Below are 20,261 nucleotides of genomic sequence, written 5' to 3'. Positions count from 1 at the left end.
TTAATGTGCCGCTATGACCGATATTATACATTCTTCTCACATCAAAAAAGCAGTTGAGACCTTAACCTCAGGCGGGATTATCGCTTACCCGACTGAGGCTGTTTGGGGACTTGGTTGTGATCCCTGGAACAGAGACGCAGTAGAACGTTTGCTGAATCTTAAATCTCGAGCCATGAATAAAGGGCTTATTTTGGCCTGTGGTCAAATGGCGCAACTCAGCTTTTTGTTAGATGGACTACCACCTGAAAAACATAAAATATTAACTGATAGTTGGCCGGGGCCAAACACCTGGTTGGTGCCTGATAATCAGCGTGTTGTTCCATACTGGATCAAAGGTGATCATGAAACAGTAGCTGTTAGAGTAAGTAAGCATTTACTTATCAAAGAGATTTCTGCTGTATTCGGTCACCCTATCGTCTCTACATCGGCAAACCCAGCAGGAGAAGAGCCTGCTATGAGTGCGCGTATGATTCACCAGTATTTTGGCGACCAAATAGACTATGTTGTACCGGGTGAATTAGGCGGTGAGACACAACCCTCTCGGATTAGATCGCTGGATACAGGTAAGATAATAAGAAACTAAGTTCAGATTTTTTAAATTTAGCAGAATAACCACCGTGTTAGCGTTGGTTGATATGGAGAATTATAGTGACGGCACCGGACATAAACGCAGTTAAAGCTTACTTTCTTGATCTGCAAGACAGAATTTGTGAAGGGATAGAGCAAGAAGATGGTAAAGGCCAGTTCTTTGAAGAGGAATGGCAACGAGAAGAAGGTGGTGGTGGTCGGTCACGCGTAATGACAAACGGCGTCTGTTTTGAAAAAGGAGGGGTTAACTTTTCTCACGTAATGGGGGCTGAGTTGCCTGCGTCTGCTTCAGCTTCTCGCCCTGAACTGGCTGGGCGTAGCTTTCAAGCGCTCGGTGTTTCGCTTGTTATGCACCCAGAAAATCCTTATGTGCCCACTTCTCATGCCAATGTAAGAATGTTTATTGCTGAAAAAGAAGGTGAAGAGCCTATTTGGTGGTTTGGTGGCGGGTACGACCTGACGCCTTATTATGGATTTGATGAAGACTGTATTCACTGGCATAAGGTGGCGCGTGATACTTGTCTCCCTTTTGGTGATAACGTTTACTCAGATTACAAAAGCTGGTGCGACCGCTATTTTTATCTAAAGCACAGAGATGAGCCACGCGGGATAGGTGGTTTATTTTTTGATGACTTAAATGCAGGTGGTTTCGAAAAGTGTTTTGAGTTTGTGCGAGCCATTGGTGATAGTTATCTACAGGCTTATTTACCGATTGTATCTAATCGAAAAGACACTCCTTATGGCGCCCGCGAGCGAGAGTTTCAACTTTATAGACGTGGCCGCTATGTTGAGTTTAATTTGGTATTTGACCGTGGCACCTTGTTTGGCTTGCAGTCGGGAGGGCGTGTTGAGTCAATTTTGATGTCTTTACCCCCCTTGGTTAAATGGGAGTATAACTGGCAGGCAGAAGAGGGTTCTGATGAAGCGCGCTTGCTAGATTACTACCTAACCGACCGCGACTGGCTAGCAGAGGCATAGAGCAATGAACGTAAATGCTGACGTAGATTTGTATGCGGTAGTGGGTAACCCTATTAGCCATAGTAAGTCCCCAAAGATTCATGGCGAGTTTGCTGTCCAGAGTGCAGAAAACCTTGAATACATGGCGATTCAAGCCCCTGTAGATGAATTCTCTGAGTCTGTTAATGCGTTTTTTGATAATGGCGGTAAAGGGTTAAACATTACGGTACCTTTTAAAGAGCAGGCGTGGTCATTAAGTAGCCAGTTAAGTGATAGAGCAAGGTTAGCGGGTGCGGTTAATACTCTTTATCAAAATGAAAACGGTGATATTTGCGGCGAAAATACCGACGGTATCGGCTTAGTTAGAGACTTAACCGTGAACCATAACGTCTCCCTCGCAGATAAACGTATATTGGTATTGGGCGCAGGTGGGGCCGTCAGAGGTGTGCTGCTGCCGATACTGGAAGAAAAACCCGCTTCTGTCACCATTGCAAACCGCACGGTCGCCAAAGCAGAGCAGTTGGCGGCGCTATTTTCGGGGCGAGGAGAGCTAATTGCTTGTGGTTTTGACGAACTGAGTGGGTCTTTTGACGTTATTATCAATGGCACTTCTGCAAGCTTACAGGGAGACCTTCCTCCTTTGCCTGAAGGGATCATAAACGACACCACCATCGCCTATGACATGATGTATTCAGCCGACAAAACAGTGTTTAATCGCTGGGCTGAATCGTGCAATGCAGCCTGCACGTTTGACGGCTTAGGCATGTTAGTGGAGCAAGCAGCAGAGTCATTCTATATTTGGCGGCAAGTCAGAGTCGATACGGGGCCTGTTTTAGCTATGTTGAGAGCGTTTGAATAATTATTGAGAGCGTTATCTCAATAATAACCATTAAGAAAATGTTGTTTAGGCCGATACATAAAAAGTAACGGCCTCTCTTGGCTTTTTAGCCTATGCTGAAGAGATATCTTAGTAAATTTAAGCCAACACTTCAAAACGACCTGTAGATATTATGGATATAGCCACCCTTATTGGGCTTCTAACTGGCTCAAGCATTGTTATTTTAGCCATTACCGCCGGCTCGTCGCTCTGGGATTTTATCAATTTACCCGGTTTAGGCATTGTTATTGGCGGTACGATGGGGGCCACGTTTATTAAATTTAGAATATCTTCAGTGCTCAAGTCGATAGGTTTAGCGTTTAGAACGACTTTTCTTGAGAGAACGGAAGACCCTCTCGCGTTAATACAACAAGTGCGTGAGTTAGCCTCGGTCGTGCGTAAGGACGGCATTCTGGGGCTAGAGAGTTTTGAGGTAGAAAATGCTTTTCTAAAGAAAAGTATAAACCTCTGTGTTGATGGGCACCCTGCAGAGTTTGTAGAAGAAGTCTTGACGCAGGAAGTCGAACAGTCGATCGAGCGATATGATGTAGCAGAAAAGGTTTTTCGAGGTATCGCCGAAACTGCGCCAGGGCTGGGTATGTTGGGTACCCTGATTGGCCTGGTTCAAATGCTGAACAATATGGAAGACCCTAGTACCATCGGCCCTGCAATGGCTGTCGCGTTGCTAACTACATTTTACGGTGCTTTTATTGCTCAAATGATGGCGATACCATTGGCTGATAAATTAGAAAATAAAGCGATGGATGAACATCGGAATATGTCGTTGATTATCACCAGTATCCAAAGCATCTTAAAAGGTCAAAACCCAAGAGTCCTCTCGGAAGTGCTAACGGCTTATGTGCACCCTTCACAGCGCGATCTAGTCACAAAGCAAGACTAGTGCTAAGGAGTTGACGATATGCAAGCGCTAGCCAATAAACGACGTAAAAAGTCTGCTTCTGGTACTGGATGGATCGTGACGTTTGCAGATTTAATGACGTTGCTGCTGACTTTTTTTATTCTTTTACTTTCATTTTCTTCAATGGATACCGAAAAGTATAAAGCGATAGCGCAGTCGATGGCTGTATCGTTTGGTGTTAGCTGGATACAGGGAGATAAAACCGGTGGACAGCTTACCTTAATTGAAAGCGATTTGGTGCCCCCGCCTACTGCAGATAAAGACGAGGTTGTTGATTCTGTAACACCGCCAACCCCTGATCCGTCAAGCATAACTGATGAGCCTATAAAAGAAACACCGGCCCCAGTCGTCATCAATACAGGACCTGAAACGTTGGCTGAAGAACTGGTTCAACAGTTAGAAAAAGAGATTGCTTCAAACGGGCTTGACGTTAGTTTTGATAGTGAAAAAGTTATTGTCCGGTTTTCATCAGAAGCCTCTTTTACCTCGGGTAGTGATGAACTAAAAGCCGGCATGGTGCCGATTATTAATAAGATAGTCACCGCGTTAGCCCGTTGCGAAGGCGATATAATCGTATCGGGATATACCGATAATGAACCAATTACCAGTGGCCGTTTTCGTTCTAACTGGGATCTTTCAGCCGCCCGAGCCGTTAGTGTGGTGCACCAGTTAGTGTTGGAGCAAAAAATTGATGCAAACCGTGTTATGGCTGCAGGCCACGCAGAAACGAACCCACTCGTCAGTAATGATACGCCTGAAAATCGCTCCAAAAATAGGCGGGTTGAAATAAAAATACATAACCCTGAATGCAGTGAAGGCACGTTTAACTTTTGATTAGGCATTAAACATGCGCCTTAACTTGATATACTGCTCTAATACTTGAATAATCCCACCCTTGGTTTAACGATAGATACATTAAGGATTTTATATGAGCGGTCCAAGTCAGCCAAAAACAGTAGATGAAGATTGGAGCGATGAGCGTGTTAAGGCATTTCTTGCGTTGCAGCCATTGGATGACACACACCCAGATTACCATGTGATGATAAAAGCCTATCATTATATGGTCGCTTTTGATTTTGAACGCTTTATCACGTTTTTTGTCGCAGAAGGGCGTGACATCAATGCCACCGACGAAAATGGAAAAACCATATTGGATTTAATATCCATGCATGGCAGTTCTACTGCATACGCAGAGATACTTGAAAAAGCAGGTGCAAAGAAGTCTTCTTAACGTACAGGAGTCTCCTCTAGCTCCATGTAGGTCGGGTTTTAACCCGACAATGGCTAAATAGCTGAGTTAGGTGCGGGAATCTAACACTGAAGCTCGCGTCTAACATTTGTCGGGTTGCCAAAAGTAGGCTCATTAGAGAAACCCGACCTACATATTACAGTGATGTGAGTACTTACTCATAACCCTCTGCAATATGCTTATCCTTAAGCTTCACATAATTCCCCGCTGTATAGGTAAAGTAACTAATCTCCTCGTCAGTCAACGCCCGAGCCTCTCTGGCGGGAGAGCCCCGATATAAATACCCACTCTTAAGTACCTTTCCTGGCGGCACAATACTCCCCGCAGCCAGAATAACCTCTGACTCAATTACCGCCCCATCCATCACAATCGCGCCCATGCCGATCAAAATACGGTCTTGCAGCGTGCAGCCATGCAGCAGTGCTTTGTGGCCGATGGTGACATCATTGCCAATAACCAGAGGGAAGCCATCAGGGTTATAAGGACCTGCGTGGGTAATGTGCAGCACCGAGCCATCTTGAATGCTGCATCGATCACCAATACGGATGCGATGCATATCGGCGCGAATGGTGGTCATGGGCCAGACTGAGCAGTCATCACCTAAAACTACGTCACCTAACACAACGGCGCTAGGGTCAATAAAGACATTGGCTCCAAGCTGTGGCGTGATTCCCTGATAAGATCGTATTGCGGCCATTTTTGAAGCTCCACTAGAGTTTATGAATTGAATGTTTGCGAGCAAGTCATTAGCTTATCAGCGTAATTACGACTTATAAATGAGATTATGGGAAGTTATCGGTTGTTTTATCCTGACAAGAACCCATTATTAGGGTATGACTCAGAGATACTAAAATTGACTGGTTGTGCCTGATATAAAAACGGACTGTTTTAACATTTAGGCAGGCGCAGCACACAATAGTTAGGAACATAATTAGAATGACAAACCCTTTACTGCAAGCATCAGCCCTTCCATTTTTTGATTTAATCAAGACCGAGCATGTTGAACCAGCGATAGATCAAATTCTACAAGATAACCGTCAAACGATTGAACAGTTAACGGCACTTGACAATATCAGCTGGGACACACTTGCTCGCCCTATGGAAGAACTAGAAAACAGACTGAATGATGCATGGTCAGCTGTTAGCCATTTAAATGCTGTGGTTAATGATGAAGCGCTCCGCGACGCTTATAACAACTGTCTAGCAAAATTGACGGCGTATTCAACGGAAGTTGGCCAGAACAAAGCACTGTGCGAGGCTTATAAAACGATTGCGAAGAGCGACGAATTTAAAACGTTGGATCAGCAAAGCCGAAAGTCAGTTGAGAATATATTAAGGGCATTCCATTTATCGGGTGTTGATTTAGATGATGATAAAAAAGCACGTTACTCTGAGTTATCCAATCGCCTTTCAGAGTTAACTAGCAAATTCGCTGAAAATGTACTGGATGCGACTCAAGGCTGGTTCCGACATATTACCGATGAAAAAGACCTTTCAGGGTTGCCAGAAAGTGCAATTGCGGGTGCTCGACAGGCGGCAGAGCAAAAAGAACTGGACGGATTTGTTATCACGTTGGATTTCCCGAGTTACTTTCCTGTGATGACCTATTGCGACAATCGCGAATTGAGACAAGAGGTATATGAAGCGTTTTTAACGCGGGCATCCGATCAGGGGCCGAACGCTGGCAAATGGGATAATGGTCCGTTAATTAAAGAAATTATGTCATTACGGTATGAGCAAGCCAACATTTTAGGGTTTGATAGTTATGCTGATCGTTCGCTCGCTAAAAAGATGGCATCTAGTACGACTGAAGTACTCGATTTTCTAAACGAATTGGCTGAAAAATCAAAGCCTGTTGCAGAGAACGAAGTCGCAGAACTGCAAGCGTTTGCACAAGCGCATGGTGCCGATCAACTAAAAGGCGGTGCCTTGCAGTCGTGGGATCTAGCGTACTTCGGCGAGAAACTAAGACAAAATCGTTATGCGATATCACAAGAAGAGCTACGTCCTTACTTCCCTGCGCATAAAGTGATTGAAGGGATGTTTGGTTGCGTTAAGCGATTATTTAATATTGATATTGAAGTAAGTGATGTGGCTTCTTTGTGGCACCCAGACGTGACCTATTATGTCATTAAGCGTGACGGTGCTGAGATTGCTTCGTTTTATCTCGATCTCTATGCTCGTTCGAATAAACGTGGTGGCGCATGGATGGCAGATTGCCGTGTTAGGCGAAAAGACGCCAATAATAAAACGATTAAACCTGTTGCGTTTTTAACCTGTAACTTTACGCCGCCAGTCGGTGATAAGCCTGCGCTATTAACTCATGATGAAGTGACAACTCTATTTCATGAGTTTGGCCACGGTCTGCATCATATGCTGACTAAAATGGATGTTTACGAAGTCTCTGGCATTAACGGTGTTGCCTGGGATGCCGTAGAACTCCCTAGCCAGTTCCTTGAAAACTGGTGCTGGCAGCCTGAAGCGTTAGCGCTTATCTCTAGCCATCATGAAACAGGTGAGCCGTTGCCAAAGACGCTGTTAGATAAAATGTTAGCGGCCAAAAACTTTCAGGCGGGCATGCAGATGATGCGCCAGCTTGAGTTTTCACTATTTGATTTCCGCTTGCATGCTGAATACAGTGATAGCAACCCTGTTGATGTTGCAGATGTGCTTCAAGACGTAAGAGATAAAGTCGCTGTATTGAAGCCTCCAGCGTTTACGCGGTTTCAGAACTCATTCTCACATATCTTTGCAGGTGGCTATGCCGCAGGTTATTACAGCTATAAGTGGGCAGAAGTACTGGCAGCCGATGCGTTTTCTAAATTTGAAGAGAAGGGTGTTTTTGATCAGAAAACGGGCCAAGGGTTTTTACAGGCAATACTTGAGCAAGGTGGTTCAAGAGAACCAATGGAACTTTTTGTTGAGTTTCGAGGACGAGAGCCGAGTGTAGAGCCGTTATTACACCAAACAGGCATAATTTAGGTACAATACGTTATTTAGGCTTATGTAAATAAGCCGCAATTGAGTTTGAAGCCTATGAAACAACATCGCCGTTTTATTGCAGGGGCTGTATGCCCCAAATGCGCCGAGATGGATCGCTTGATTACATATAGTAGTGAAGACGGTAGTTATCGGGAATGCGTCAGCTGTGGTTACACTGATAAGCAGATGGATGAAGAAGAAACACGTGAGTCAGATGTATTAGAGACTCGTGTTAACCTTCTGACCCCTATGGAGGTCGATGAAGATGTCGTCGCTCTCAAGATTATCGATCCAAGCGCACGCCCTGATGATAGCGATAAAAAGTAGATACCCCGTTATCTGACTCAAATAACAGCGGTCATCACAGTACGTTTCGGTATGAAAAGTGGAACTCAATATGGTTGCGAGACAGCAATGTCTGCCAATGGTCTCGCATCCACTTCCACGTTTGGTGCTGTGCTTTTTCTACAAAGGTGCTGAGATTGAGGTCATAGTACTTGGGTGACCCTGCGACTTGCTTAACCGTCATGAGCATTGATTCATCTAACTCATTGGCAAAGGGTTCGCCAATAAGCTGGTGTGCCAGTAAGTTAGCTTGTGTGACTTCTACGGCACATAACTGGCTGTTTCTTATTGATTTATTATTCTCGTACATCTCTTCTAGCAGTCTATGGCATAGATAGGCCTTCATTAATAACCCATCTAAACCCGTATAGTGGCTAAACACTACGGTTGGGTTAACGAAGTAATTAAATGCCGCGGTTAAAAATGGTTCAAACAACCAATCTGCATGGGCTTCTTTCGCACAGGCTTCTACGCAATCCATCACCTTGGGGGCCATTTCAATATACTCGATCGCAAACTTAACTAAGCAATCGGCGGGATCTTCATCATGTAAGCCAATAATTAAATGTAGCTGATGAATTTTATCTTCCATCATATGGTGGAAGGCATGTGTTTTGGCTTCGGATCGCTTTGCTTGTTCAATCACTCTAAATACTGCTTCAGAATTCATGTAGGTCCCTACTTCAATACCTACCGACAACAGCTTTAAAAAAACTGATAAAGGCTGTGGTCTGATTTATAAATGTTGATATAGAGAGTTTAGAAGAGATATCTTGAAGGAAAAGGTGACGCCTAGTCTTTTTTATTATGAATCCGCGATTTTTCGGTGAAAGATTGCATAATGGTGTGGATGAGACTCATTCAGGCTATTTAAAAAAACCTTGTTCATGAACGTCTTGAACCGTCGATTTTTTCATCGAGCGTAGGTAGAGAACCGCCAATGCCCCACCTCTAAAGAGTAAGAATAGCGTTAGCGCGAACCAAAGTCCGTGATTCCCCCAACCTTGGGTTAGCCACCATATCGGTAAAAAAACCAGTAAAGTCGCCATCAACATGGTGTTTTGCATGTCTCGTGACCGGGTCGCACCAATAAAAACGCCATCAAATAAGTAGCTCGGCATTGCAATAATCGGCAATAGCACTATCCAAATTAAATATTGCTGAGCTGAGGCGACAACTTCAGGAATATTGGATAAAAGGTGAATGATGTTAGCACCAAATAGCCAAAATATGAGTGAGAAGAACGCTGCCGTCAGAAATGACCAAATGGCAGATACCCTAATAATTTGCTTAAAATAGCGAGAGTTCTTTTGGCCAACGGCCTCGCCTACAAGTGCTTCTGCTGCGTTGGCAATGCCATCTAGCCCATTAGATATCAGTAGAAGAAATGTTAGCAAAACCGCGTTAACCGCTAAAATAAGGTCACTCTGCTGCGCCCCTTGAGAAGTAAAGAAGGCAAAGGTAAATAATAAGGTGATGGTGCGAACAAATAGATGTCTGTTGACTTGTAGCAAATGACTAAAGCGCTGAAGGTTGAATAGATCTCGCAGAGTGATCTGCCATTTTTTTAGCCACTGACTTCGGGTGATGATGACAATACCAATAGCCGCAGAGCTGTATTCTGCAATGAGCGTAGCCCATGCAACCCCTTCACTTTTCCAGCCAAGCCCCATGACAAACCAGTAATCCAGCACGATATTAATACCGTTAGCCACAATTAGAATAATTAACGGGCCGCGACTATTTTGAGTGCCAATGAGCCAACCGATCAGTACATAGTGTACGAGCGTTGCGGGGGCACTATAGATACGAATTTCACAGTAACGTCTAGCCAATTCAGTGACCTCTTCGCTACCATCAATCAAATATAAAGCAAATTGAAAGATTAACGCTTGAGTGATAATGAGCAGAACGCCTATTGTGACAGCAAGTGTTAGTGCCTGAGATAAAACCAGTTGTAATAAAGGGCGTTTGTTTCCAGTCTGTTGAGCACCATAGGCTTGAGCAACGAGCCCCGTAGTGCCCATTCTTAAAAAACCAAACCCCCAAAAGATAAATGAAAAAATATTAGCGCCAATAGCCACCGCGCCCAGATAGACAGGCGAGTCGAGATGACCAAGTACCGCAGCATCCACTAAGCCTAGTAAGGGAACAGTTATGTTAGCGATGATCAAAGGCCATGCGATAGCCCATATTCGCTTGTTTAAGGCACTATCTGCAACAGACTCGCCTTGATTTAAGTCATTTATAGATCGCATGAGTATATAGAAATGGTTTTTAAGTTGATTAAATTTTAAGCAATAGTTTGTCTTGTGAAAAAGTTTGAGACTATACTGAACTAAACAAGGATCTGTTAATAGAATTTACTTATATAAAATAAGTGATTCTAGGTTTCCATCAAGTGGAGGCGTCGAGCCTGTGTTTGATTAAGTTTAGTGTGTTGGTTACCTAACAGAATAAAAATAACAAAAGAAAAAACTGTGGAGACTCTCTCTATGCTACCGCTTAGATTGGCCGGGTTTCATTCCAAAAAGTTTTTAAGGTTATGCGTTCAGTGGTTTACTTCTGCCTTTTTACTCGCATTAGCTTCTACTTCTCAGGCTGAATATGAAGTTAATATGACGCCGGGTGTCACCGACATCAGCCAGTCAGTCTTCAGCCTTCACATGGTCATCTTTTGGATCTGCGTCGTGATCGGCATTGCGGTATTTGGCGTGATGTTTTGGTCGATGTTCAAATATCGTAAAAGCCAAGGGGCTAAGCCGGCTCAGTTTCATGAGAGCACTACCGTTGAAATTATCTGGACGTTGATCCCTATCATTATCCTGGTTGCTATGGCGGTACCTGCAACGTCGACGTTAAAAGAAATGTATGACACTACTGAGTCAGACATTGATATTAAAATCACGGGTTATCAGTGGAAATGGCAATATGACTACATCAATGACGATGTTAGCTTCTTCAGTAATTTAAGTACGCCTCAAGATCAAATTAGTAACGAGACGACTAAAGGCGAAAATTATCTATTAGAAGTCGATGAGCCTTTAGTTATCCCTATAAATAAGAAAATAAGATTCTTGGTGACGGCGAATGACGTGATTCACTCATGGTGGGTGCCGGCTTTTGCGGTTAAGAAAGATGCGATTCCCGGATTTATCAATGAAGCTTGGACCAAGGTTAATGAGCCCGGCATATACCGCGGGCAATGTGCTGAGTTGTGTGGAAATAATCATGGCTTTATGCCGATTGTGGTAAAAGCCGTCGAAGAACCAGAGTATTTAGCTTGGCTTGCAGAGAAACAAGCAAAAGCAAAAGCCGAGGCGTTGCAAGCATCTCAAGTGTGGTCGATGGACGATTTGATGGCCAAAGGTGAAGCCGTATACAACACTAATTGTGCGGCTTGTCACCAACAGAACGGTATGGGTATACCACCTGCCTTCCCTGCATTAAAAGGCAGCCCTGTGGCGATTGGTCCTAGTGAAGACCACATCAATATTGTTGTGAAAGGCAAGCCCGGCACGGCCATGCAAGCATTTGCTGCTCAATTGAGTGATGTCGACCTTGCGGCTGTCATTACCTACGAACGAAATGCATGGGGCAATAACACGGGCGACTCTGTGTCACCACAAGACATTGCTAAAGCGAAGGGAAACTAATCTTATGAGTGCTGTCGTTGAAACCGAGTTGAAAGAAGAGAATCATCACGGCCCTGCAACTGGGATTGGCCGTTGGTTGTTTACCACTAACCATAAAGATATTGGCTCGATGTATCTTTGGTTTAGCTTTGCCATGTTTATGGTAGGCGGTTGTTTAGCGCTGACTATTCGCGCTGAGTTGTTTCAACCTGGTCTGCAAATTGTAGACCCTGGTTTTTTCAACCAGTTGACCACTATGCATGGTCTAATTATGGTGTTTGGGGCGGTAATGCCCGCCTTTGTGGGGCTCGCTAACTGGTTAATCCCCATGATGATAGGCGCGCCTGACATGGCGCTGCCTAGAATGAACAACTGGAGTTTTTGGATACTGCCTTTCGCCTTCACTATGTTGCTCTCTACTTTTTTTATGGACGGGGGCGCACCTAATTTTGGTTGGACATTTTATGCACCTCTCTCGACGACTTTTGCGCCGCCGAGTGTGACGTTCTTTATCTTCGGTGTGCATATGATGGGGGTTTCGTCGATCATGGGGGCGATCAACGTGATCGCGACTATTTTGAACATGCGTGCACCAGGCATGACCTATATGAAAATGCCCATGTTTGTCTGGACTTGGCTGATAACGGCATTCTTATTGATTGCGGTCATGCCGGTATTAGCAGGCGTGGTCACCATGATGTTAATGGACATTCACTTTGGCACTAGCTTTTTTAATGCCGCGGGGGGGGGCGATCCTGTCTTGTTTCAGCATGTGTTTTGGTTTTTTGGTCATCCAGAAGTTTATATTATGATCCTGCCAGCCTTTGGTGTGGTTTCTCAGATCATACCGACCTTTAGCCGTAAAAGATTATTTGGTTATCACTCAATGGTCTGGGCGACCTGTGCGATTGCCCTGCTTTCATTCTTAGTGTGGGCTCACCATATGTTCACCGTGGGTATTCCTTTATTCGGTGAGTTGTTCTTTATGTATGCCACGATGCTAATCGCCGTGCCAACGGGGGTTAAAGTGTTTAACTGGGTGGCGACGATGTTTAAGGGGTCGATTACGTTTGAAACACCGATGCTCTTCTCTATCGCATTTGTAATTTTGTTTTCAATTGGGGGATTTTCTGGGCTCATGTTAGCGATAGCCCCGGCTGACTTTCAATACCATGATACATATTTTGTTGTAGCGCACTTTCATTATGTATTAGTACCCGGCGCGATCTTCGGTATTTTTGCTGCGGTGTATTACTGGTTGCCGAAGTGGTGTGGCAACATGTATAGCGAAACATTAGGTAAAACGCATTTTTGGTTATCGTTTGTGGGGATGAACTTAGCGTTCTTCCCTATGCACTTCTTAGGATTGGCGGGGATGCCTCGCCGAATTCCGGATTACGCATTGCAATTTGCAGACTTCAATTTGATCTCATCGCTGGGTGCGTTCTTGTTTGGCTTCACTCAACTGTTATTCCTATTTATTGTCATTCACACCATACGCAGTGGTAAGAAAGCAACGGACGAAGTTTGGGAGGGTGTAGAAGGACTTGAATGGACGATTCCATCACCTGCACCTTATCACACATTTACAACGCCTCCTGAGGTTAAATAACCCAATATGAGCGGTCAATCAGCGTCTAAAAATAAACGAACAGTGCTGATAGCGCTGGTCGTTGTTGTGGGGATGTTTGGTTTTGGTTTTGCCCTCGTGCCTTTGTATAACGTGTTTTGTGAATTAACCGGCATTAATGGCAAAACGGGGCCTAAGTATGTACTGCAGTCCGGTGAGTTGGACACAGACTTAACCAGGTTGGTTAAGGTGCAGTTTGTGACTCAAAACAATGAGGCGATGCCCTGGCACTTTAAGCCAGAGATCAGTCAGGTGGAGGTTCACCCCGGCGAGATGATGCAGGTGGACTTTATTGCGCGTAACCCGACTTCTCGCGATATGGTAGCTCAGGCTGTACCGAGTTTATCACCCAATGAAGGGACGGACTTCTTTCATAAAGTCGAGTGTTTTTGTTTTACACAACAAACGCTAAAAGCGGGCGAAGAGGCCCGTATGCCCTTGAGGTTTGTAGTAGATAAAGATCTTCCTGAATACCTGACCAAACTGACACTTTCTTATACTTTGTTTGATCAGCCTGAAGCCCAGATAGTTACAGAGTCAGATAAGGCTGGTTAGGGATACATAAGCGAGTATAAAAGCAAAATAATAATAGGAGGCTCCATGACCACACCACAGTCATACTATGTGCCCGCACAAAGTAAGTGGCCCATCATTGCGACCATCGGTTTGGCTCTCACCTTATTTGGTGCAGGGTCAATAATGAACGACAGTTCAGCAGGCCGAGATACCGGCGGCTCTTGGTTAATATTTCTAGCAGGGTCTATTGTGATGGCCTATATGCTGTTTGGTTGGTTTGGCAATGTGGTGCAAGAAAGCCGCAGTGGTATGTATAGTCATCAAATGGATCGCTCGTTCCGTTGGGGGATGAGCTGGTTTATTTTTTCTGAAGTGATGTTCTTTGCCGCGTTTTTTGGTGCATTGTTCTATGCGCGGGTATTTGCCGTGCCGTGGTTAGGGGGTGAAGGCGAAAGGGGATCATCAGCGATGTTATGGCCAGGCTTCGAAGCGGTGTGGCCGTTATTGCAAACTCCGAACCCTGAACTTTTCCCCAGTGCTAAAGCGACGATTGATCCTTGGCATCTGCCTTTAATAAACACGCTGTTGCTAGTGAGCTCAAGTGTCACCATTACCATCGCTCATAAAGCCTTAAAAAAGAACAACCGAACACAGCTTAAACTATGGTTAGCTGCGACCATATTGTTGGGTGCGATCTTTTTATTCTTTCAAATTGAAGAGTATATCGAAGCCTATACCACACTCGATCTGACGCTACGATCGGGTATTTATGGTTCGACGTTCTTTATGTTAACAGGGTTTCATGGGGCGCACGTGACATTGGGAACGCTGATGTTATTCATTATGTTCGTGCGCATTCTAAAAGGGCACTTTGATAATGAAAACCACTTTGGTTTTGAGGCGGCTAGCTGGTATTGGCACTTTGTTGATGTGGTGTGGTTAGGGCTGTTTATTTTTGTTTATGTTATCTAGCGACCGTTACCTGATGGGTGACGGGTTTATAGGAAGTTGCCCGCTCAAGACCGCATAAACCAGCAATGCCAATAGTAATACGGATAGTGTCACCCGAACGGTTAGCGCATTAACGGTTCGAGTGGACTTTCCGTCATCTTTTACAAGAAAGACAAGCCCACTGAAGAGGCTGATGATAATCGCAAATAACAGTACCACAATAAGGATCTTAAGCATTTTGTATTGGCCTAGTCGTAATCAGTGTTATCTCAGTATAGTTGTAAATTAATGGTAAGAAGGAATAGATGCACAAAAGGAACATTAGGGCTGATGATCTTTGCGCTATTGATGACGCCGCTATTAGTGGGGTTAGGGGTATGGCAACTCAACCGTGGAGATGAAAAAAAAGCGCTTATTAAGCAGCAGGCAGAAGGTCGCCAAGAGCAACATATAGAGCTAACAGACCTCAATACTGTTGACTGGCATGACTCCGCAGCGGCAGAACAGTGGAATTATAAGAACGTCGATACGAGAGGACGATTTGATCGCAAGGTCTATCTACTGCTCGATAATCGAACGCGCAACGGACATGTGGGTTACGAAGTGATTAACTTGTTCAGAACAGATAATGGTCAGGCGGTGTGGGTAAATCGGGGGTGGGTTAAAGCACCTCTTTACCGGGATCAGTGGCCGGATATTGAGCCCGTATTAGGCGATGTGGAGATTACCGGCTCCGTCTATTACAAAAATACTCAAGCCTTCACGCTGGCTGATAACCCCACAACCCTGCAGTGGCCAAAGCGTATTCAGGCGCTCGATATGACAGGTCTTATGGCAGAGCTAAAGCAAGATATCTATCCATTTACGCTGCGGCTGATTGATGATGAACAGCCTGGCGCATTAAAAACCGGTTGGCGCGTATCAATAATGTCATCTGACAAACATTTTGGCTATGCGGTTCAATGGTTTTCGCTGGCGTTTGTGCTAGTGGTCATGACAGCCATAGCGATTAAAAAAAACAATACAACAGAGGTTGAAAAAACCCATGACAGTTGAGACAAATCTGACCCGCAAAACGATCCGCATCAATCGACTTAAACTCTTAGGCTTGTTTTCCATTGTGTTTGTGCCGATGGCGGCCGCGACCTCGATGTATTTTGCTGGTTGGGGGGTACCTTCAGGTTCAACCAATAATGGCGAGCTGATATGGCCGCCTATTCATATTGCGGAGTTACAAGCCATCGACTCGCAAGGCGCGCCATTGGAACAGCATTTTTCACTGGATGAGCCCGGCGCTCGACCATTGAAGTGGGATTTACTCTCGGCTGATGCTGATAAAGACGCCACTGAAAGCAAGTGGGTTTTATTAGTGACAGGTAATCAGGATTGCAGTGAAGCTTGTCAGAAAGCCCTTTATACCGTGCGGCAAGTTAATATTGCGCTAGGAAAAGAATCTGAGCGCGTGACGAGAGTGCTAGCGAGTAGTGATGATATCAATTCACTCTCGAAAGTGATTGCCCCGCAATACCCTATGTTGGCGTTGGCTTCGGTAAACACTGAAACGTTACAACGGTTTTCTGCAGGGCGAGTGGCGAATGCTAATACCGACAAAATGAATGGGGAAACCATTGATAACTGGAGTATTTGGGTTGTTGATCCACTCGGTAATGTGATTTTGAGATACGAAGCCGATCGCCATGGCAAAGAGATCTTAAAAGACATGAAGCGGTTATTGAAATTGTCAAATATTGGCTAAGTCTTATAGCGAAATAAAGAACATAGTAAAAAGCTCGCAGTGAATAAGGTGTTGAAATGGAAAAGGGAATGACAACCACTATCAGGCGAATGGCAGTGATTACTACGCTGTTAGCGGCTATTGTGGTGGCGTTGGGGGCATACACAAGGCTTAAAGATGCCGGGCTTGGCTGTCCAGATTGGCCCGGTTGTTATGGATTTCTAACCGTGCCCGAACATGTAGATGATGTAAAAGTAGCCGAAGCGCGTTTTCCTGAGTCTCCCGTTGAAGCTCATAAAGGCTGGCCAGAAATGATACACCGTTACTTTGCGAGTGGGCTGGGGTTATTGATAGTGATACAAGCGGTGCTCTGCGTGCGTTATTTTAGGCGCTTTCAAAAAGAGCATCGCGAGCATCAAACCAGCCAGCGGCCGCCCTTAAAACTGCCACTATTTTTGGTGTTGTTGGTAATATGCCAAGGACTGTTTGGTATGTGGACGGTCACGTTAAAGCTCTGGCCGCAAGTCGTGTCAGGCCATTTGTTGGGCGGGTTTGCAACGCTTTCATTATTGTTCTTGTTAACGTTGCGGGTGTTGAATCAGTCTAATCAAAGCCCAAGTATTGATCGGTCTTTTGTCAAACAAATGCGGTTTTCACCTTGGGCCGTAACCGGTCTAGTATTGGTCGTTATACAGGTGTTTTTGGGGGCGTGGACGGCTTCTAATTATGCCGCCGTCGCGTGTCCTGATTTCCCAACGTGTCAGGGGGCATGGTGGCCCGAAATGAACTTACAGGCAGGCTTTAATCTGTTTCAGTCAATTGGCCCTAATTACTTGGGGGGATTGATGGACGGCGAATCACGCGTTGCGATTCAAATGGTTCATCGGGTCGGTGCGTTGTTGCTCACCGTTTACCTTGTTTTGATGTCATGGCGGTTATGGGGTCGTTCAGCTCGACCCGCTAAAATGGCGATTTTATTGGTATTAGCGGCACTAACGGTGCAGGTTAGTCTAGGCATTATTAATGTACTTTGGCTTATTCCTTTACCTGTCGCAGTTGCGCATAACGCGGGTGGCGCGGTGCTGCTACTCAGTCTCGTGTACTTAAATTTTAAGCTTTATGGCGCGTATCAGAGTGATGCGCATCAGGCTGAGCTAGGTCAAACTTATCTAAATATAACAAAAACAAAAGCACCACAATTTGCGAAAAACGCAGAGGTGACCTCATGAAAGCAATTCCAGAGTCTTTGGCTCAGCCCACTCAACCAACAGCCTATAGCTCAAAAACCATGGCTTCTAATGATGATAGGGTAAAGGCAAGTTGGCGAAGTTATCTAGAATTATGTAAGCCCAACGTAGTGGCTCTGATGATTCTTACTTCTGTTATCGGCATGATGTTGGCTAGCCCGACGTTTCCTCACTGGAAGGTAATGCTGTTCGGAAATTTAGGTATTGCGCTTATGGCTGCATCGGCTGCGGCGATTAACCATATTGTCGATCGAAAAATAGATCCTATCATGTCTCGTACTCGCAATAGGCCATTAGCCAAAGGTAATGTAGATGTGACCCACGCGTTATTATTTTCAACCATACTAGGCGTATCGGGTATGGCCTTATTAATCACGCAGATTAATGCATTAACTGCATGGCTCACGTTTGCTTCATTAATAGGTTATGCCGTTGTTTATACGTTATTTTTAAAGCGCGCGACTCCTCAAAATATTGTCATTGGTGGTTTAGCCGGTGCGGCACCTCCTTTGTTGGGCTGGACCTCTGTTACCGGTGTTGTTGAGCCCAATAGCTTGTTGTTGGTACTGATTATATTTGCTTGGACGCCACCACATTTTTGGGCATTAGCGATACACCGAAAAGCGGAATATGCTAAGGCTGATATCCCCATGTTGCCAGTGACGCACGGGGAGGCCTATACCAAAGTTCAAATTTTGCTGTACACCTTAATTCTTCTGGCAATTAGCTTGTTTCCGTTTATCACCGGTATGAGCGGTTATCTTTATTTGGGGGCTGCATTAGCGTTAGGTTTACGGTTTATCTATTGGGCTGTAGTGATGATCAGAAACGTACGGCCTCATGCGGCGATTAATACATTTAAATACTCCATTACGTATTTGATGCTGTTGTTCTTAGCGCTTTTAGTTGATCATTATCTAGTGGCTTACATTGGAACTTAGCAATCACTTAATATGCTAGTGAAATGATATAAGTCCATTCTATTTCTCAATGAAACCGCTAGAATGGGCTTTTTACGATAGATTGGACATTTCCTCTTGGATACACAACTTTTAATGGCTGCATTAGCCGGGTGTCGTGATGGCATTGTGATTACTGATGCTATTTCACCCAAAAATCAAATTATCTATACGAATAAAGCATTTCAGCTAATGACGGGCTTTAGCGAATCAGACCTTATTGGTAAAGGATCTCGTTTTCTATTGGGTACTAAAACGAGACCTACCGCGGCAAAAGCTTTTCGGCAAGCGCTAGGGGAAGGTTCGCGTGTACAAGTGACCCTCAGTGCTATTTGCAAAGATGGGTCCCAAAAATGGCTAGAAATTAGCGGTGGCCCTTTTGAATATAATGGCGAAAAGAAACGATATTTTATCGGTTCTTGTCGAGATGTCGGCGAAAGAGTTGAAGCGGTAGAGGCGTTAATGGCGTCTGAAATAAAGTTCGAGAAAAGTGATGTAGAGGCTAAAGTATCAAGCTACGACAGCATAACCTCCTTGTATAACCGAAGTTATTTTGAAGAGGTTGCTGAACGTGAATGGTTGGCAATGCTAAGAGAACGGCGCCCTCTCTCGGTTTTTTTGATAGGCATATCGAACCTAGCAGGCTTTAAAGCGTCACGGGGGTTAGATAATTCGAACAGGTTGATGGCTAATACGGCTGACGCATTGCGGCAAGTCTTTCGTCGAGGGATTGATTTAGTCGCAAAGTATGATGACGAGCGGTTTATTGTCATTTCAACGGGGATGGCTTGGGAAGAAGCAGAAAACATGGCAGCAAAACTCAATGATGTCGTGGATGGTGAGCTTGCACAAAATACCCCTATAGAAGCGAGATTATATGGCTGTATTGGTGTTGCCACTAAAATTCCAGAAGAGGGGTTTCATGTAGACCATCTTATTGAGTTGGCTGAACAGGCGTTATTAAAAGCGTCTACTTACCCAGAGAGTACTATCATTGTCGCTGAGAGTGATTGTGTAGCTTAGTATGTCATAATATTATTGGCAGTCGCCTTTGTTAAAACCATGGACGACTGCTAAATCTTCTCTTCTTGGTGCTGATTTACAGGGTGCTGAAGCCAGCAATTTGATAGGCACTGTACTGCCAACCTCTATGCTTTCGTAAAGCGCTTTCCTACTAATATCAAATACCGATTTATAGGCCTTGTCGTAAGCATATTTGTATTCAATAAAATAGGTCGTTTCGCCTAATTTTTCTTCACCATCTTCACCGTAGTGTTTGGTTCTGTCAAAAAAATGCGAGGTATCCTCTATATATTTATGGCTTACGATACCGGTTGCTTTAATCCCAAATTGATTCACAAGAGCGACTTCATATTCATGTTTGATAGTCGACTTAAGCATTGAGAGCATGAAGTAAGGGATGATGAAAAACAGTAGGCCAACGATGATAGGTATGAGGAGTATTTCGTTACCTGCAATTCCGATCGCAATACCGCCGAGCGGAATTAACAGTGCCACGATAAAGGTAATGACAAGGCCTAGATGGTTTTTTGCGGCGGAAAGGTAGAGAAAGGTTTTTTCAGATGTGGGTATCGGGGCACTGGCGCCTTGCATCTCTTCTTCCTTGAAGTGAATATTAAAATCGGTGCGAATAGTATCATAAATGAGCTT

General features: G+C 44.6%; 22 protein-coding genes. 17 read left to right on the top strand and 5 right to left on the bottom strand.

What is annotated here, in order from left to right:
- Nucleotides 1-13: 13 nt before the first annotated feature.
- From NKI27_RS19125 to NKI27_RS19100, 6 genes are all read left to right on the top strand, one after another.
- A complete protein-coding gene (locus NKI27_RS19125; RefSeq protein WP_265047612.1) occupies nucleotides 14-583 on the top strand; it encodes an L-threonylcarbamoyladenylate synthase in 570 nt (189 codons plus the stop codon).
- A gap of 65 nt (nucleotides 584-648) precedes the next feature.
- Complete coding sequence (hemF, locus tag NKI27_RS19120) at nucleotides 649-1,566, top strand: oxygen-dependent coproporphyrinogen oxidase (protein ID WP_265047611.1); 918 nt, start codon at nucleotides 649-651, stop codon at nucleotides 1,564-1,566.
- 4 nt (nucleotides 1,567-1,570) lie between these two features.
- The gene (gene aroE / locus NKI27_RS19115) at nucleotides 1,571-2,404 is read left to right on the top strand and encodes a shikimate dehydrogenase (RefSeq protein WP_265047610.1); all 834 of its coding nucleotides are present in this window, start codon (nucleotides 1,571-1,573) and stop codon (nucleotides 2,402-2,404) included.
- 151 nt (nucleotides 2,405-2,555) lie between these two features.
- Nucleotides 2,556-3,323, top strand: a complete 768-nt coding sequence (locus NKI27_RS19110; RefSeq protein WP_265047609.1) for a motility protein A — start codon at nucleotides 2,556-2,558, stop codon at nucleotides 3,321-3,323.
- An 18-nt stretch (nucleotides 3,324-3,341) separates the two neighbouring features.
- On the top strand, nucleotides 3,342-4,175 hold the full coding sequence (locus tag NKI27_RS19105; protein WP_265047608.1) for a flagellar motor protein MotB: 834 nt from the start codon (nucleotides 3,342-3,344) through the stop codon (nucleotides 4,173-4,175).
- A 94-nt stretch (nucleotides 4,176-4,269) separates the two neighbouring features.
- Nucleotides 4,270-4,572: a PA4642 family protein gene (locus NKI27_RS19100; RefSeq protein ID WP_265047607.1), complete on the top strand. Its 303-nt coding sequence runs from the start codon at nucleotides 4,270-4,272 to the stop codon at nucleotides 4,570-4,572.
- A 172-nt stretch (nucleotides 4,573-4,744) separates the two neighbouring features.
- Here the strand turns inward: NKI27_RS19100 and NKI27_RS19095 are convergent, their stop codons facing one another.
- On the bottom strand, nucleotides 4,745-5,287 hold the full coding sequence (locus tag NKI27_RS19095) for a gamma carbonic anhydrase family protein (protein ID WP_265047606.1): 543 nt from the start codon (nucleotides 5,285-5,287) through the stop codon (nucleotides 4,745-4,747).
- Between the two features lie 239 nt (nucleotides 5,288-5,526).
- Here NKI27_RS19095 and prlC point away from each other — a divergent pair, with 239 nt between their 5' ends.
- Both prlC and NKI27_RS19085 read left to right on the top strand, forming a co-directional pair.
- Nucleotides 5,527-7,572 (top strand): oligopeptidase A, encoded by a 2,046-nt coding sequence (gene prlC, locus NKI27_RS19090; protein WP_265047605.1) that lies wholly within the window; start codon nucleotides 5,527-5,529, stop codon nucleotides 7,570-7,572.
- Nucleotides 7,573-7,626: 54 nt separating this feature from the next.
- Nucleotides 7,627-7,899, top strand: coding sequence for a YheV family putative zinc ribbon protein (locus tag NKI27_RS19085; RefSeq protein ID WP_265047604.1), 273 nt, complete (start codon nucleotides 7,627-7,629; stop codon nucleotides 7,897-7,899).
- Nucleotides 7,900-7,933: 34 nt separating this feature from the next.
- Here NKI27_RS19085 and NKI27_RS19080 read toward each other — a convergent pair whose 3' ends face one another.
- The gene (locus NKI27_RS19080; protein ID WP_265047603.1) at nucleotides 7,934-8,587 is read right to left on the bottom strand and encodes a hypothetical protein; all 654 of its coding nucleotides are present in this window, start codon (nucleotides 8,585-8,587) and stop codon (nucleotides 7,934-7,936) included.
- Nucleotides 8,588-8,783: 196 nt separating this feature from the next.
- Complete coding sequence (locus NKI27_RS19075) at nucleotides 8,784-10,175, bottom strand: MATE family efflux transporter (RefSeq protein ID WP_265047602.1); 1,392 nt, start codon at nucleotides 10,173-10,175, stop codon at nucleotides 8,784-8,786.
- Between the two features lie 237 nt (nucleotides 10,176-10,412).
- On the opposite strand from NKI27_RS19075, the gene coxB reads away from it, so the two are divergent.
- The 4 genes from coxB to NKI27_RS19055 are packed head-to-tail and all read left to right on the top strand — an operon-like array spanning nucleotide 10,413 to nucleotide 14,670.
- Complete coding sequence (gene coxB, locus NKI27_RS19070) at nucleotides 10,413-11,573, top strand: cytochrome c oxidase subunit II (RefSeq protein ID WP_406803179.1); 1,161 nt, start codon at nucleotides 10,413-10,415, stop codon at nucleotides 11,571-11,573.
- A 4-nt stretch (nucleotides 11,574-11,577) separates the two neighbouring features.
- A complete protein-coding gene (gene ctaD / locus NKI27_RS19065; RefSeq protein ID WP_265047600.1) occupies nucleotides 11,578-13,164 on the top strand; it encodes a cytochrome c oxidase subunit I in 1,587 nt (528 codons plus the stop codon).
- 6 nt (nucleotides 13,165-13,170) lie between these two features.
- Nucleotides 13,171-13,737, top strand: a complete 567-nt coding sequence (locus NKI27_RS19060; RefSeq protein WP_265047599.1) for a cytochrome c oxidase assembly protein — start codon at nucleotides 13,171-13,173, stop codon at nucleotides 13,735-13,737.
- Between the two features lie 45 nt (nucleotides 13,738-13,782).
- Nucleotides 13,783-14,670, top strand: a complete 888-nt coding sequence (locus tag NKI27_RS19055) for a cytochrome c oxidase subunit 3 (RefSeq protein ID WP_265047598.1) — start codon at nucleotides 13,783-13,785, stop codon at nucleotides 14,668-14,670.
- 6 nt (nucleotides 14,671-14,676) lie between these two features.
- Here the strand turns inward: NKI27_RS19055 and NKI27_RS19050 are convergent, their stop codons facing one another.
- Nucleotides 14,677-14,886, bottom strand: a complete 210-nt coding sequence (locus NKI27_RS19050; protein ID WP_265047597.1) for a twin transmembrane helix small protein — start codon at nucleotides 14,884-14,886, stop codon at nucleotides 14,677-14,679.
- 93 nt (nucleotides 14,887-14,979) lie between these two features.
- Here NKI27_RS19050 and NKI27_RS19045 point away from each other — a divergent pair, with 93 nt between their 5' ends.
- The 5 genes from NKI27_RS19045 to NKI27_RS19025 all read left to right on the top strand — a co-directional run bounded on the left by NKI27_RS19045 (nucleotide 14,980) and on the right by NKI27_RS19025 (nucleotide 19,613).
- Nucleotides 14,980-15,705 (top strand): SURF1 family protein, encoded by a 726-nt coding sequence (locus NKI27_RS19045; RefSeq protein WP_265047596.1) that lies wholly within the window; start codon nucleotides 14,980-14,982, stop codon nucleotides 15,703-15,705.
- The gene (locus tag NKI27_RS19040) at nucleotides 15,695-16,405 is read left to right on the top strand and encodes a hypothetical protein (RefSeq protein ID WP_265047595.1); all 711 of its coding nucleotides are present in this window, start codon (nucleotides 15,695-15,697) and stop codon (nucleotides 16,403-16,405) included. The genes NKI27_RS19045 and NKI27_RS19040 overlap by 11 nt, the downstream gene beginning before the upstream one ends.
- Before the next feature lie 56 nt (nucleotides 16,406-16,461).
- Nucleotides 16,462-17,613 (top strand): COX15/CtaA family protein, encoded by a 1,152-nt coding sequence (locus NKI27_RS19035; RefSeq protein WP_265047594.1) that lies wholly within the window; start codon nucleotides 16,462-16,464, stop codon nucleotides 17,611-17,613.
- Nucleotides 17,610-18,572: a heme o synthase gene (gene cyoE, locus NKI27_RS19030; protein WP_265047593.1), complete on the top strand. Its 963-nt coding sequence runs from the start codon at nucleotides 17,610-17,612 to the stop codon at nucleotides 18,570-18,572. The genes NKI27_RS19035 and cyoE overlap by 4 nt, the downstream gene beginning before the upstream one ends.
- A 96-nt stretch (nucleotides 18,573-18,668) precedes the next feature.
- Complete coding sequence (locus tag NKI27_RS19025) at nucleotides 18,669-19,613, top strand: sensor domain-containing diguanylate cyclase (RefSeq protein ID WP_265047592.1); 945 nt, start codon at nucleotides 18,669-18,671, stop codon at nucleotides 19,611-19,613.
- Nucleotides 19,614-19,625: 12 nt separating this feature from the next.
- Here the strand turns inward: NKI27_RS19025 and NKI27_RS19020 are convergent, their stop codons facing one another.
- Nucleotides 19,626-20,204 carry a hypothetical protein gene (locus NKI27_RS19020; protein ID WP_265047591.1) on the bottom strand — a complete coding sequence of 193 codons (579 nt, stop codon included), beginning with the start codon at nucleotides 20,202-20,204 and terminating at the stop codon, nucleotides 19,626-19,628.
- Between the last annotated feature and the right edge of the window lie 57 nt (nucleotides 20,205-20,261).

Source organism: Alkalimarinus alittae (assembly GCF_026016465.1).
GTDB classification, from domain to species: domain Bacteria; phylum Pseudomonadota; class Gammaproteobacteria; order Pseudomonadales; family Oleiphilaceae; genus Alkalimarinus; species Alkalimarinus alittae.
The sequence above is the reverse complement of the archived record's forward strand: the minus strand, read 5'-3'. Positions and strand labels throughout refer to the sequence as shown.